This is a genomic window from Roseovarius sp. MMSF_3281, assembly GCF_030733685.1.
In the GTDB taxonomy this organism is placed as follows: Bacteria; Pseudomonadota; Alphaproteobacteria; order Rhodobacterales; family Rhodobacteraceae; genus Roseovarius.
Window position 1 is genome coordinate 21,154 of sequence record NZ_JASHIM010000014.1, and the last position, 12,399, is coordinate 33,552.

15 protein-coding genes are annotated in these 12,399 nt (G+C 62.6%); 9 read left to right on the top strand and 6 right to left on the bottom strand.

Features of this window, described 5'->3' with window-relative positions; translation table 11 throughout:
* Positions 1–129: 129 nt before the first annotated feature.
* Positions 130–378 (top strand): hypothetical protein, encoded by a 249-nt coding sequence (locus RBB32_RS13460; protein ID WP_306153286.1) that lies wholly within the window; start codon positions 130–132, stop codon positions 376–378.
* Here the strand turns inward: RBB32_RS13460 and RBB32_RS13465 are convergent.
* From RBB32_RS13465 to RBB32_RS13475, 3 genes are read right to left on the bottom strand one after another with little or no spacing between them, the layout of a single operon-like run.
* Positions 375–818, bottom strand: coding sequence for a CAP domain-containing protein (locus tag RBB32_RS13465; RefSeq protein WP_306153288.1), 444 nt, complete (start codon positions 816–818; stop codon positions 375–377). The genes RBB32_RS13460 and RBB32_RS13465 overlap by 4 nt on opposite strands.
* A 45-nt stretch (positions 819–863) precedes the next feature.
* On the bottom strand, positions 864–1,652 hold the full coding sequence (locus tag RBB32_RS13470; RefSeq protein WP_306153290.1) for an inositol monophosphatase family protein: 789 nt from the start codon (positions 1,650–1,652) through the stop codon (positions 864–866).
* A gap of 59 nt (positions 1,653–1,711) precedes the next feature.
* Positions 1,712–2,086, bottom strand: coding sequence for a helix-turn-helix domain-containing protein (locus tag RBB32_RS13475; protein ID WP_306153292.1), 375 nt, complete (start codon positions 2,084–2,086; stop codon positions 1,712–1,714).
* 307 nt (positions 2,087–2,393) lie between these two features.
* Here RBB32_RS13475 and RBB32_RS13480 point away from each other — a divergent pair, with 307 nt between their 5' ends.
* Positions 2,394–3,359 carry an NADPH:quinone oxidoreductase family protein gene (locus RBB32_RS13480; RefSeq protein WP_306153294.1) on the top strand — a complete coding sequence of 322 codons (966 nt, stop codon included), beginning with the start codon at positions 2,394–2,396 and terminating at the stop codon, positions 3,357–3,359.
* Here RBB32_RS13480 and RBB32_RS13485 read toward each other — a convergent pair.
* Positions 3,343–4,224 (bottom strand): LysR family transcriptional regulator, encoded by an 882-nt coding sequence (locus tag RBB32_RS13485; RefSeq protein ID WP_306153296.1) that lies wholly within the window; start codon positions 4,222–4,224, stop codon positions 3,343–3,345. The genes RBB32_RS13480 and RBB32_RS13485 overlap by 17 nt on opposite strands.
* 123 nt (positions 4,225–4,347) lie before the next feature.
* Here RBB32_RS13485 and RBB32_RS13490 point away from each other — a divergent pair, with 123 nt between their 5' ends.
* From RBB32_RS13490 to RBB32_RS13505, 4 genes are all read left to right on the top strand, one after another.
* A complete protein-coding gene (locus RBB32_RS13490; RefSeq protein ID WP_306153298.1) occupies positions 4,348–4,560 on the top strand; it encodes a DUF1127 domain-containing protein in 213 nt (70 codons plus the stop codon).
* A gap of 104 nt (positions 4,561–4,664) precedes the next feature.
* Complete coding sequence (locus RBB32_RS13495) at positions 4,665–5,441, top strand: Bax inhibitor-1/YccA family protein (RefSeq protein WP_306153300.1); 777 nt, start codon at positions 4,665–4,667, stop codon at positions 5,439–5,441.
* A gap of 240 nt (positions 5,442–5,681) precedes the next feature.
* Positions 5,682–6,128 carry an N-acetyltransferase gene (locus RBB32_RS13500; RefSeq protein ID WP_306153301.1) on the top strand — a complete coding sequence of 149 codons (447 nt, stop codon included), beginning with the start codon at positions 5,682–5,684 and terminating at the stop codon, positions 6,126–6,128.
* A 31-nt stretch (positions 6,129–6,159) separates the two neighbouring features.
* Positions 6,160–7,581 carry a YdiU family protein gene (locus tag RBB32_RS13505; RefSeq protein WP_306153304.1) on the top strand — a complete coding sequence of 474 codons (1,422 nt, stop codon included), beginning with the start codon at positions 6,160–6,162 and terminating at the stop codon, positions 7,579–7,581.
* Here RBB32_RS13505 and RBB32_RS13510 read toward each other — a convergent pair whose 3' ends face one another.
* A complete protein-coding gene (locus RBB32_RS13510; protein WP_306153306.1) occupies positions 7,582–8,217 on the bottom strand; it encodes a hypothetical protein in 636 nt (211 codons plus the stop codon). It abuts the gene before it with no gap.
* A gap of 38 nt (positions 8,218–8,255) precedes the next feature.
* Between RBB32_RS13510 and RBB32_RS13515 the strand changes: the two genes are divergently transcribed.
* The 3 genes from RBB32_RS13515 to RBB32_RS13525 all read left to right on the top strand — a co-directional run bounded on the left by RBB32_RS13515 (position 8,256) and on the right by RBB32_RS13525 (position 10,837).
* A complete protein-coding gene (locus RBB32_RS13515) occupies positions 8,256–8,957 on the top strand; it encodes an endonuclease/exonuclease/phosphatase family protein (RefSeq protein ID WP_306153308.1) in 702 nt (233 codons plus the stop codon).
* Between the two features lie 6 nt (positions 8,958–8,963).
* Positions 8,964–9,803: a PhzF family phenazine biosynthesis protein gene (locus RBB32_RS13520; protein ID WP_306153310.1), complete on the top strand. Its 840-nt coding sequence runs from the start codon at positions 8,964–8,966 to the stop codon at positions 9,801–9,803.
* 74 nt (positions 9,804–9,877) lie between these two features.
* Positions 9,878–10,837, top strand: coding sequence for a CorA family divalent cation transporter (locus tag RBB32_RS13525; RefSeq protein ID WP_306153312.1), 960 nt, complete (start codon positions 9,878–9,880; stop codon positions 10,835–10,837).
* Here the strand turns inward: RBB32_RS13525 and RBB32_RS13530 are convergent.
* The gene (locus tag RBB32_RS13530; protein ID WP_306153314.1) at positions 10,834–12,120 is read right to left on the bottom strand and encodes a DEAD/DEAH box helicase; all 1,287 of its coding nucleotides are present in this window, start codon (positions 12,118–12,120) and stop codon (positions 10,834–10,836) included. The genes RBB32_RS13525 and RBB32_RS13530 overlap by 4 nt on opposite strands.
* Positions 12,121–12,399 lie beyond the last annotated feature (279 nt).

The window sequence follows — 12,399 nt, forward strand, 5'->3', positions numbered from 1 at the left end:
CGGGCTTGCCATTGCAAACCATGCGCTAGGTTTTGTCGAAACCTGAAGCGTTCCGCCTGTAGCCTGGGACATCGGCGAAAGGCGGAACGCGTGCAAGGATTGAGCGAAACGCCTTAGGGAAGATGCGCCATGTCGAAACCAGAGCCACAGACCGCAGTTCACCTTGCCCAAGCGGTCGAGGCGATAGATGCCCAGTTTGGCGAGGGGTTCGCCCGCCAAAACCCGGAACTGGTGGCCAGCCTTGTGCAAAGCGCCACGATCGAGGCGGCGGTCGCCACCGGCTATACCGCGCACCGCCAGGCCCTTGGATTGGCCGAGAAACTTGGCGGCGACCTTTGCGAAACCCTGCGTGGGCTCAAGCCGAAGTTCTTCGGTTAGCAGCCGGGTTTGCCCAGGACCATGACCCACAGGTTGCCGGGGCCGCGCACAAGGCCGAACTCGACCGCCTGTTCGGCGCGTATGTTGCGCCGATGCCCGGGCGAGGCCATCCAGCCGCTCAACACCTGTTCCAGCGCCCCCTGACCCTTGGCGATATTCTCTGCCACGAAACAAAAGCCATAGCCTTGGCGGCGCACCCTGTCGCCCACGCTGCTGCCGTTCGACCCCGTGTGGCTAAAGGCGCCGGTTTCGGCCAGGTCGCGGGCATGGGCGGCGGCGGCCCGGGTCAACTTGCGGTTCACGCTCAACGCATCCCGCCCGGCCTCGGCCCGGGTGGCGTTGATCCTATCCCGCGCGCTTGGGCCAAGGTCTTGTACGCTTTGGGCCATGGCCGTCATGGGGAGCAAAATCGCGATTGTAAGGGCTGTCAGGAACCGCATGTCCGTTTTCTCCGCTGGTGCGATAAGGCTACCGCATGCCGCCCGTCAGGTCACCTTTGAAAGCACCTCAAGCGCTGCCGCATGTTGCGCTTGTCCGGCGGCGGCCACCACGCGGCCGCCGCGATGCGCAGGTTCCCCACGCCAGTCGGTGACGATCCCGCCCGCCGCCTCGATCACGGCAATCGGGGCCTGAATGTCATAGGCGTTCAGCCCGGCCTCGATCACCAGATCAATTTGACCGGCGGCCAGCAAGGCATAGGCATAGCAATCCATCCCGTAGCGGGTCAGGCGCACCTGATCCGAGACCGCGCGAAACCCCGCGCCTTCCTCAAGGCTGCCCACTTCGGGAAAGGTGGTGAAAAGGATCGAGTCCGCGATCGGCCTGTCACCAAGAACGCGCAAGGCCCTTGCGCCTTGCGGCCCCTGCATCCGGGCTTCGCCAAGCCCGCCCTCGAAGCGCTCGCCGATATAGGGTTGGTCAATCAGGCCGAAAACCGGGCCATCCTCGTTCGACGCGGCAATCAAAACGCCCCAGGTGGGCGCGCCGGACAGGAAGGCCCGCGTGCCGTCGATGGGATCCAAAACCCAGGTCAGGCCACTGGAGCCTTCGGTATGCCCGAATTCTTCGCCCAGTATGGCATCTTGCGGGCGCCTCTCGGCCAATACGCTGCGCATCGCGCGTTCGGCGGCGCGGTCACCCTCTGTGACCGGGTCGAACCCCTGCCCCGCCTTGTTGTCAGCGGTCAGCCCATCCGCCCGAAAAAACGGAAGCACGGCCGCCCGGGCGGCATCCGCCATGGCATGGGCCGTGCTTTTGATGTTCTCGCTATCCATGTGTGCCACCCGATCCTCGGCGATCCTTGATCAGCCTCTAGACTGAATGGCGCTTGGGCTCAAGCAACGTCGCTGAGAACGCGGGCCAGATCGAACAGGCGGCGGCGTTGGTTTTCGGGGATCGCATAATAGGATCTTACCAAGTCAAGCGCTTCCTTGTCGCCCAGAAGATCGGTGGGCACCCCTTCGGCGGCATCGTCACGCTGGCCGGTCTCGTTTTCGAGACCTTCGAAGAAAAAGCTGACCTCGACATCAAGCGCATCGCCGATATCCCACAGGCGGGACGCGCTGACGCGGTTTGCGCCGGTCTCGTACTTCTGGATCTGCTGGAACTTGATTCCAACACGCTCGGCCAATTGTTGCTGGGTCATGCCCACCAGCCAGCGGCGGTGACGAATTCGTTTTCCAACATGCACATCAACAGGGTGCGGCATAAACTTTTCCTTTTCAACTTGTCTGCCCCAAGGGCGACCGGGGGCATTGTCACCGTTCCGGAGGGCGTGTCCCAAGTGACGTCGCGGCTCCTTCAGCGAGGGTTAAAGGTAGCAGTCGGGCATGAAAAGACAAGGAATATCGCTCTCGAAAAGAGATACCTACCCAAAGGCAGTACAATCTAGGCGGGCGACACAATCCTTTTGGATAGTAGCGCTGCAACCCCCGCCTGAAAATTGACAGCCCGGCAGTGTTTCGCCAAACACCAAGCAAGATCAATGGATCACATATTTGCACCCGAGAGACAACATGCGCGCGTATCACATCGAATCATCCGGGGCGGTCCCCAAGGTCGCGACCCTGCCCCGCCCAACCCCTGCACCTGGGGAAATTGCCTTGGAAATCGGGGCTTGCGGGCTTAACTTCGCCGACCTTCTGATGGTCAAGGGCGAGTATCAAGACACGCCCGAGGCGCCCTTCACACTCGGCATGGAGGTGGCAGGTACTGTCACCGCTCTTGGCCCGGACACCCAAGGCCCCGCCCCCGGCACGCGCGTCGCCGTCTTCGGTGGCCAGGGCGGGCTGGCCGAACATGGGTGTTTTTCCGCCGATCGCGCCGTGGCCATACCCGATGAGATGTCATTCACCGATGCCGCCGCCTTCCAAATCGCCTATGGGACCAGTCACGTGGCGCTCGATCACCGCGCGCGCCTTCAACCGGGCGAAACCCTTCTGGTGCTGGGCGCGGCCGGGGGCGTTGGCCTGACAGCGGTGGAAATCGGCAAACTGATGGGGGCCACCGTGATCGCCTGCGCCCGTGGGCCCGAGAAACTGGAAGCCGCCAAACAGGCCGGGGCCGATCATCTGATCGACGCCAAGACCGAAGATATCCGCACGGCCTGCAAGGATCTGGGCGGGCTGGACGTGGTCTATGACCCGGTGGGCGGTGACCAATTCAAGGCCGCCTTCCGCGCGTGCAACCCCGAGGCGCGGCTTTTGCCCATCGGCTTTGCGAGTGGCGACGTGCCGCAAATCCCGGCCAATCACCTTTTGGTCAAGAACCTTAGCGTGATGGGCCTTTACTGGGGCGGTTACCTGAAATTCCGTCCTGATGTGATCACCGAAAGCATGGAAACCCTGCTGCATTGGTACGGCCAAGGCCGCATCAAGCCGCATGTCAGCCACGTGTTGCCACTTGACCGTGCGGAGGAAGGCCTTGAATTGCTTCGCAGCCGTCGTTCGACCGGCAAGGTCGTGATCACGATGGAAGGCTGACCACGTTCGACGCCCCCACCCCGCCGCCATATTCGTGGCGCAGCATCCGGGCCAAGGCCTCGGTCGGCGCATCGCGCCGCCCGGCCCCGTACATGTTGACCAGTTGCATCCCAAGATCGGGCAAGGCCCCGCCCGTGGCAATCGCCTCCTGGTGCGGCGGGATACTGTCTTCCAGCAGGGCGCCCACCGCCAAGTCGGCGCTGATCAAGGCCTCGACCGAACGGTCGTCTTCCGATTCCACCGCCATTTCCCAATCGATCCCCGCCTCGTCCAGGCGTCGCAACACGATGGGCCGGAAAATGCAAACCGTGCAAAAGGCCAGCCGCAAAGGCCGCCGCTTCCACGCCAGACCATCACGCGCCCCTGTCCATCGCAGGGCCATTTCGGTCAGTGTCTCACCGCCGGGTTTCACATCCTGCTCGGTGGTCAGGATCAAATCCGTCTCGCCTTTGCGCAATGCCTCGTGCAACCGCATGGTGCTTGAGGATTTCAGGTTCACCTTCATCCGTGGAAAGGCGGCATTGAAGGCCTTCAAGACCCGCGGGATCACCGGATAGAAAATATCATGCGGAACGCCCAAAACGATCTCGCCCTCGTATACCGTATCTGTCAGCCGGCCCATCGCCTCGTCATTCAACTCGATGATCCGCCGGGCGTAGCCCAAAAGCTGCTCCCCCGCGGCGGTCAGGCTGACGCGCCGGGCGCTACGGTCCAGCACTTCGATATCCAGCATCTCCTCCAGCCGCTTGATCTGCATCGACACCGCCGATTGCGTCAGATGAAGCGCGGCGGCGGCGCGCGTCACGCCGCCATGCTCGGCCACGGCCAAGAAAGAGCGCAGGGTCGTCATATCGAGATTTCGCATTGATCACCCTTTGTGATGTCACTCTAAACAAACATTCATTTCACTAATGAACCCCATTCTGGCAAACACATCAAGAAGAAAGATCAAAAACCGCGAACCATCACGTATCGAGAAGGATTGAACATGGCCTACATTCCCCATACCCAAGCCAACTGCGCCCCTCGGTTCCGTCGCCAACCCTTGGGGCTGCGCGCCTATGTCAACCTTTGGAAACAACGCCGCGCGCTGGCCCGCATGGAAGACTGGCAAAAGCGCGATCTGGGCCTATCCGAAACCCAGATCGAGGCCGAACGCCGCCGCGCCCCGTGGGATGCCCCCGCCAATTGGCGCGATTAAGGCGAAATCGCCTTCGGAAAGCCTTGAAAAGCGTCAAAGCCTCACCGATATTGTCAGACAAAGCCCCTTGATGGGCTTGCCAGTTCAACATTTCGGAGGCTTTGATGGCTGAATTTGATACAATCCGGACGGGCGCAGGCGTCCGCACCGCCCAGATTGACGCGGGTCTGCGCGCCCATATGAACAAGGTCTACGGCACCATGTCCGTGGGTATGCTCATCACCGCCTTGGCGGCATGGGCAATCGCCGGCCTTGCAACGACGACTGACCCGTCTTCGGCCGTGGCGCAACTGCCCAATGGCACCATGCTCAACAGCCTTGGTAGCGCGATCTACATGTCGCCGCTGCGTTGGGTCATCATGTTGGCCCCGCTGGCCTTCATCTTCCTTGGTTGGGGCGCGTTGATGCGCAAGGGGTCGGCAGCCACCGTGCAGCTTGGCTTTTTCGCCTTCGCCGCGCTGATCGGTCTGTCGCTCAGCTCGATCTTCCTGGTGTTCACCGCCTATTCGATCACCCAGACCTTCCTCGTGACGGCGATTGCCTTCGCGGGCCTGTCGCTCTGGGGCTACACCACCAAGAAAGACATTTCCGCCTGGGGCAGTTTCCTGATCATGGGCGTGATCGGCCTGATCGTGGCGATGATCGTCAACTGGTTCCTGCAATCACCGGCGATGATGTTTGCCATTTCGGCCATCGGCCTGCTGATCTTCGCGGGCCTCACGGCCTTCTACACGCAGGACATCAAGAACACCTACGTGGCCCATGCCGCGCATGGTGATCAGGAATGGCTGGACAAGGCCGCCTATGACGGCGCGCTGAGCCTCTACATCTCTTTCCTGAACATGTTCCAGTTCCTGCTGATGTTCATGGGACAAGAATAGATCGGGGGTTTCCCCAAGACCCCAAGGGTCGGCTCAATCGAGCCGACCCTTTTCTTTTGCGCAGGGCGCCACGGCCAAACCGATTTCTTGAAAAGAAATCGGGCCGTAATCTTTTCAAGATTTCGTGCCCGCCCCTGCGCGATTTGATGCCGTGCCCCCGGCCTTTCAGTGGACATTCCAACCTGCCGCCTGCATGGTCGCGCCCAAGATGACACCCCCGAAGGAAAGGCCCTTCTGCCTGTGACTCAACTCACCCTCGCCAAACCGGACGATCTTGACCGGCTCACCCGGCTTGTAACCGATTTTCATGCCGAACAAGGCATCACCCAAGACGAGGCCACCCGCAGCGCGGCCCTTGCCCCGTTGCTCGATGGCTGCCCGCATGGCGCGGCCTATCTCATCGGCCCGGGGCGTGCGCCCATCGGCTATATCATTGTCTGCTTCGGCTGGTCGGTCGAATTCGGCGGCATGGATGGTTTCGTGGACGAGCTTTACATCCGCCCCGCCGTACGCGGGCGCGGCATCGGCTCCGAAGTGTTGATGAGCCTGCCCAAGGCCCTTGCCGGCGCAGGCCTCAAGGCCCTGCACCTCGAAGTCAAAACCGATGACGAGCGCGCGCAACGCTTCTACCGCAAGCTGCGCTTCCAACCGCGCGAGGGCTACAGCCTGATGACCCGGGTCGTATAGAAATCCGTGACAAAATGCTTACCTTTGTTCCATGACCCTGCACATCCCCTTTGATAACAGCTATGCCCGCCTGCCCGCAGGTTTTTACACCCGCCTGACCCCGGTGCCGGTGAAATCGCCGCGATTGGTGGCTTTCAACGACGGGCTGGCCGAAAGCCTTGGCCTCACCCCCGGCGCGCCTGAGGATATGGCCAAGGCCTTCTCCGGCAACCTGCCCCCCGATGGGGCCGAGCCCTTGTCACAGGTATATGCCGGGCACCAGTTCGGCGGGTTTTCCCCGCAACTGGGCGATGGCCGCGCCAACCTTCTGGGCGAGGTGGTCACCCCCGAAGGTCAACGGTTCGACGTGCAGCTTAAAGGCTCCGGCCCCACGCCCTATTCGCGCATGGGCGACGGGCGCGCATGGCTTGGCCCGGTGTTGCGCGAATACGTGGTCTCGGAAGCGATGCACGCCCTGGGCATCCCCACCAGCCGCGCGCTCGCCGCCGTCACCACCGGCGAACCCGTCTACCGCGACACCGGCGCCCTGCCGGGCGCGATCCTGACACGCGTGGCTTCGTCCCATATCCGGGTCGGCACCTTTCAATATTTCGCCGCCCGCCGCGATCTGAAATCCCTGCAAAACCTTTTTGACTACACCGTCGCCCGCCACGCGCCCGAGGCCAAAACGCCCACCGATTTGCTGTCGCATGTCATCGACCGGCAAGCCCGGCTTATCGCTGGGTGGATGGGTGTGGGCTTTATCCATGGGGTGATGAACACCGATAACACCACGCTGTCGGGCGAAACCATCGACTATGGGCCATGCGCCTTCATGGATACCTTTCACCCCGATACGGTCTATTCCTCGATCGACCGGCAGGGGCGCTATGCCTATTCCAACCAGCCCAACGTGATCGTCTGGAACATGGCGCAACTGGCCACGTCGCTTGTCCCGCTCATGCCCGATCAGGACGCTGCGATCGAAGAGTTCACCACTCTCGTCCACGCCATGCCACAGGCCATCCACGCCCATTGGCTTAACGTTCTGGGCCGCAAGATCGGGCTTGAGGCCGCGACGGCGGAAGACGAAGCGCTTATTACCGGGCTTCTGGCGCGCATGGCCGAGGGTCAGGCCGATTTCACCAATACCTTCCGCGCATTGGCAACAGGGGGCGCGCGGGATCAATTCACCGATCCCACGGCCTTCGACACATGGGAGGAAGAGTGGAAAAAACGCCTTGAGGCCGAGGACGACCCAACCACCCTCATGCGCCGCGCCAACCCTGCGGTGATCCCCCGCAACCACCGGGTGGAACAAATGATCGAAGCCGCCGTCGCCGGGGATTACGCGCCGTTCGACCGCCTGCTACAGGTGCTCGCCACGCCCTACGACGACCACGACGAGGCGGATGATCTGAAACGTCCGCCCGAACCGTCCGAGGTGGTTCAGGCCACCTTCTGCGGCACGTGATCATTTCTTCCAGCGTTTGAAAAACCTTGGGTTGCGGCGCACGAATTCATCAATGACCGAGGCCAAACCGCCCTTCGCTTGCCACTTCAGATACGCATAGCCCGCCGCGGCACCGATCACCGCGCCCACCATGTCGACGATCAAATCGCCCATGGTGTCCACCAATCCCGATTTCTGCATGTTCAACCCGAACAGCTGATCCATGGAGAATTCGAAAATCTCCCAGATGGTGCCGATGAACACGGCAAAGCAAAACCCGAAAAAGGCCACCGCCACATGCGGCGCGGCAAAGCGATCGCCTTGGAACATCATGAACACCAAGACGAACCCGATAAGCCCGAACCCGATGGCCGACCCGCCATGCATCGCCACGTCCCACCACCAGAAGCGCTCGTAAAAATCAAAGACTTCGCCCAGAAAAAGCGTGCCCCCCACGAACATCACAAGGGCTGCGATGAAACTGGGCGGCACGGTGATCTCTGCCCATTTCGCCACGAACACCGGGGCCAAAGACAGCGCCAATGTCACCACCGCGACAAAGGCCAGTTCCAATCGCCAACTCACCAAGGCCCAGGCGACCACCGTCGCCAAGGCGGCCCAGATGATCCGCGCAACCCACGTCTGATCCGAAAACATCGGGTGACACCCCTTCCATTTGGGTCTTTTATAGCCCCATGTTGACCGTAACACCGCTCAGGATTGCAACCTATAACCTGCAAAAATGCGTCGGGCTTGACCTGCGCCGCAGGCCCGGCCGCAGTTTGGCGGTGATCAATGCCCTAAAAGCACAGGTCGTCGTTCTGCAAGAGGTGGACAAGCGCCTGCCGCCCCGGCCCGCTGCCCTGCCCCACGACATGGTCGAGGACGACGGCTGGCATATCCTGCCCTTCGGCGCGCCCGGCGGCTCGCTTGGATGGCACGGAAACGCGATGCTCGTCCGCGATGCCGTGCAGGTCATCGAAACCGCCCATATCAACCTTCCCGGGCTGGAACCGCGCGGCGCGATCCGCGCCGAGCTTGCCACCCCCCTTGGCCCGCTGCGCGTCATCGGCATGCACCTCGGCCTGGTGCAACGTTACCGGCTGTTGCAACTCGGGGCGATCAACCGGGCGCTTGCCGTCCTGCCACTGCGACCCACCGTTTTTGCCGGGGATTTCAACGACTGGGGAAACGGCATGGCCCTCGATGCTGCCGTGAAACAGGTGCGGTTCATCCCGGCCCGCGCCTCCTTTCCCGCGCCGCGCCCCGTGGCCCCGCTTGATCGAATCGCGCTCAGCCCCGATTTGCAGGCCGTGGAAAGCGGCGTGCATGATACCCGACCGGCGCGCATCGCGTCCGACCACCTGCCCGTTTGGGCCGACCTGACCGTGAAGTGAGACCCCATGCACCATTATTTTGTCTATGACGTTTTCACCGAAACCCGCTTTGGCGGCAATCAACTGGCGATCTTCCCCAAGGCCGAAAGCATTCCCGAAGGCGAGCTGCAGGGCATCGCGGCAGAATTCAACTTCTCCGAAGTCACCTTCGTCTACCCACCCGAAACCCCGGGCCACACAGCCCGGGTGCGTATCTTCACACCCACCATGGAAATCCCCTTCGCGGGTCATCCCACCATCGGCACCGCCAAGGCGCTGGCCGATCTGGGCCACGGCCCCGACATGGTGCTGGAACTGGGCATCGGCGCGCTGCCCTGCACCGCTGGCCCGCAAGGCGCGCGTTTCACCACAAGCGCCCCGCTTGAGCGTCTGGCCACGCCCGACCCGGCATTGGTCGCGCGTGCGCTTGGCCTGTCCCCGGACCAGATTGACCAAAGCAACCATGCCCCGACCCTCGCCTCCGTCGGGCTGCCCTTCACCCTGACCGCGCTGAAAACCCGCGCCGACCTGGTCGCCTGTCAGCCGGATCTCGCCGCGTTCCGCGACGGGGCCAAGGCCCACCCACAAGGCCTCGACTTCGCGCAATTCGCCTATGTCCGCGAGGGCGATACCTGCCATGCCCGCATGTTTGCCCCGCTCGACAATATCCCCGAAGACCCCGCCACCGGAAGCGCCTGCGCCGCCCTTGCCGCGTTCCTGTGCGATCTCGAAGGCGCGCCGCTGTCCCTGACCGTCCATCAAGGCGAGGACATGGGCCGGCCCAGCCTTATTCGCCTCACAACCGACGGAACCTCCGTCACCGTGGCAGGGCAAGCCCTGCGGATCATGGAAGGCTCGGTCCTGTAAATCATCACCCCCTGACCAACCGCCAAAAGCCAAAGGATATGGGGTCGCCCCGCGATCCGCGTTAAAAGGGTTCCATGCAGACCATAACCATTCTCGATATTGCCCCGGATGGCTCCGTTCAGCCCGCCGCGCTTGAAAGCCCGCTGCCCACCTCGGGCTACAGGTGGATTGACAGCGGTCCGGACAATCCCGACGTCACCGCCTGGTGCGGCCAGAACCTCGACCCGGTTGCAACCGAGGCACTGCTCGCGCCCGAAACACGGCCCCGCGCCATGGCCATCGGACAAGGCACATTGATCCTCATGCGCGGCGTCAACCTCAACCCCGAAGAACATGTCGACGACATGATCTCGGTCCGGTGCTGGATGGCCAGGGGCCTGATCATAAGCCTGCGTCACAGGACATCCTATACCCTGCGGGACATCCACGCGAAGGTCGATAACGGCAAGGCCCCCGAGGGGCCGCTCGCCTTCACTTGCCAATTAGCCGAGGGTCTGATCGACCGGATCGAAAGCGTCAGCATCGCGCTTGAGGACAGCGTGGATGATCTGGAGGCCGCAATCTTCGAGGAACACACGACAACCCGAAGCGAACACACCCGGCTGGCCGGGCTCAGGCGCCGCGCCATCCGGCTTCGTCGCTACATGGGGCCGATGGCCACCGCCCTGCACGATCTGGGGCGCCTGCTTCCCGATACGGGCGAGGACAAGGAGGCCGCCAAGGCCCGGCTTCACGAGACAGCAAACCGCGCCACCCGCTCGGTCGAAGAACAGGACGCCGCCCGGGACCGGCTAACGGCGCTTGCCGATCACATCGACATGCAACAAGCCGCGCGCCAACAGAACAATGGCTACATCCTGTCGCTGGTGGCCGCGATCTTCCTGCCCTTGGGATTCATCACCGGGCTGTTCGGCGTGAACGTGGCGGGCATGCCCGGAACCCAGAACGACCATGCGTTCTGGATTCTGACCTGCGGGTCATTGGCAATATCGCTTGCGCTGGTGATTTTCCTCTACTGGAAACGCTGGTTCTAGGCCGCCTTCTTGGGCCCACGTTTGCGTGACCGGCGACGGCGGTTGCTCGAAGCCGGTTTGCCGCCGGGCCCACCCGGCCCACCGGGTTTGCCGCCCGGACGCCCGCCCCGGCCACGGCCCTTGGGCTTGGCGTTGGGATCGGGCAATTCTTCCCAAGGACGGCCCGAGGCCACCGGGATTTCCAGTTTCATGACCTTCTGAATATCCTTCAGCTCGCCCATTTCATCGGGGGCGCAAAAGGCAATCGCCGCGCCATCTTTGCCAGCCCGCGCGGTGCGGCCAATCCGGTGCACATAGTTTTCCGGCACATTGGGCAGATCGAAGTTGTAAACATGTTTCACGTCGGGAATATCAAGGCCCCGCGCGGCCACATCCGTGGCCACCAGAACCCGCACCTCGCCCGCGCGAAAGGCATTCAGCGCGCGCTGTCGCTGACCTTGGCTTTTGTTGCCGTGAATGGCCGCCACGGCATAGCCCGCCTGCTCCAGCTTACGCGCCAGCTTGTCCGAGCCATGCTTGGTCCGCGCGAAAACCAGTGCCAGCTCATCGCGGTGCGCATCCAGCAACTCGATCAACAGGTTGGCCTTTTCCGCCTTGGCGATGAAATGCACCGCCTGCGTGACCTTGTCGGCGGCCTTGCCCGGCGGGTTCACCTGCACGCGCTTGGGCTTGTCGAGGTAGCTTGCCGCGATCTCTTCCATCTGCTTGGCCATGGTGGCCGAGAACAGCATTGTCTGACGTTCTTGGGGCAACAAACCGGCAATCTTGCGCAGCGCATGGATAAAGCCGAGGTCCAGCATCTGGTCGGCCTCGTCCAGCACAAGGAACCGCGTTTCGGCAAGCGTCAGCGCACGACGATCCAACAGGTCCAGCAGACGCCCCGGCGTCGCCACAAGAATATCGGTGCCCTTCTCAAGCCGCTTGACCTGCGCCCCGATCGACGCACCGCCGACAACCAACCCAACCTTCATCGGCGTGTCTTTCACGAACCCGATCAGCGTGTCGCGAATCTGGCCCGCCAATTCGCGTGTGGGGGCCAGGATCAGGCTGCGCACGGTCTTGGGCGCGGGCCTGCCGCGCGCCTCGTCCATCAACTGCGCCACCAAGGGCAGGCCAAAGGCCGCCGTCTTGCCGGTGCCGGTCTGCGCCAGCCCCATCACGTCAAACCCGTTCAGGGCATGCGGAATGGCCCGCGCCTGAATCGGCGTGGGTTCGGTAATGCCTGTCTTTTCCAGTGCCTTCACCAGCGGGGCAGGCAGCCCCATTTCCTTGAATAGTGACAAATCATGTCCTTCCCGGCAGGGCCACGCCCATACCGTTATGGCCCCCGAATGCCGGGTGGCCTTATCGTGGTGTCGCCTGACGCACCTGCCCGGCCTCGTGCCAGACAGCCGTCAAACGGTTCGGACCCACGCGTGATTTTGGGAACTGTCCTCGATACCTCATGTGGCGGTCTTTCCGCACGGCTCACGCGGCCGGAGGTATCGGTTGCAAGGCAGATGCGCCTTTCGCGGCACAAAGTCAAGCATTGGCGGCAAAACGGGTGGATTCATTTTTCCGAT

What these genes read in the sequence shown, in the direction of transcription:
- RBB32_RS13460 (WP_306153286.1), top strand. Translation starts at nt 130, where the DNA reads ATGTCGAAACCAGAGCCACAGACCGCAGTTCACCTTGCCCAAGCGGTC.
- RBB32_RS13465 (WP_306153288.1), bottom strand. Translation starts at nt 818, where the DNA reads ATGCGGTTCCTGACAGCCCTTACAATCGCGATTTTGCTCCCCATGACG.
- RBB32_RS13470 (WP_306153290.1), bottom strand. Translation starts at nt 1,652, where the DNA reads ATGGATAGCGAGAACATCAAAAGCACGGCCCATGCCATGGCGGATGCC.
- RBB32_RS13475 (WP_306153292.1), bottom strand. Translation starts at nt 2,086, where the DNA reads ATGCCGCACCCTGTTGATGTGCATGTTGGAAAACGAATTCGTCACCGC.
- RBB32_RS13480 (WP_306153294.1), top strand. Translation starts at nt 2,394, where the DNA reads ATGCGCGCGTATCACATCGAATCATCCGGGGCGGTCCCCAAGGTCGCG.
- RBB32_RS13485 (WP_306153296.1), bottom strand. Translation starts at nt 4,224, where the DNA reads ATGCGAAATCTCGATATGACGACCCTGCGCTCTTTCTTGGCCGTGGCC.
- RBB32_RS13490 (WP_306153298.1), top strand. Translation starts at nt 4,348, where the DNA reads ATGGCCTACATTCCCCATACCCAAGCCAACTGCGCCCCTCGGTTCCGT.
- RBB32_RS13495 (WP_306153300.1), top strand. Translation starts at nt 4,665, where the DNA reads ATGGCTGAATTTGATACAATCCGGACGGGCGCAGGCGTCCGCACCGCC.
- RBB32_RS13505 (WP_306153304.1), top strand. Translation starts at nt 6,160, where the DNA reads ATGACCCTGCACATCCCCTTTGATAACAGCTATGCCCGCCTGCCCGCA.
- RBB32_RS13510 (WP_306153306.1), bottom strand. Translation starts at nt 8,217, where the DNA reads ATGTTTTCGGATCAGACGTGGGTTGCGCGGATCATCTGGGCCGCCTTG.
- RBB32_RS13515 (WP_306153308.1), top strand. Translation starts at nt 8,256, where the DNA reads ATGTTGACCGTAACACCGCTCAGGATTGCAACCTATAACCTGCAAAAA.
- RBB32_RS13520 (WP_306153310.1), top strand. Translation starts at nt 8,964, where the DNA reads ATGCACCATTATTTTGTCTATGACGTTTTCACCGAAACCCGCTTTGGC.
- RBB32_RS13525 (WP_306153312.1), top strand. Translation starts at nt 9,878, where the DNA reads ATGCAGACCATAACCATTCTCGATATTGCCCCGGATGGCTCCGTTCAG.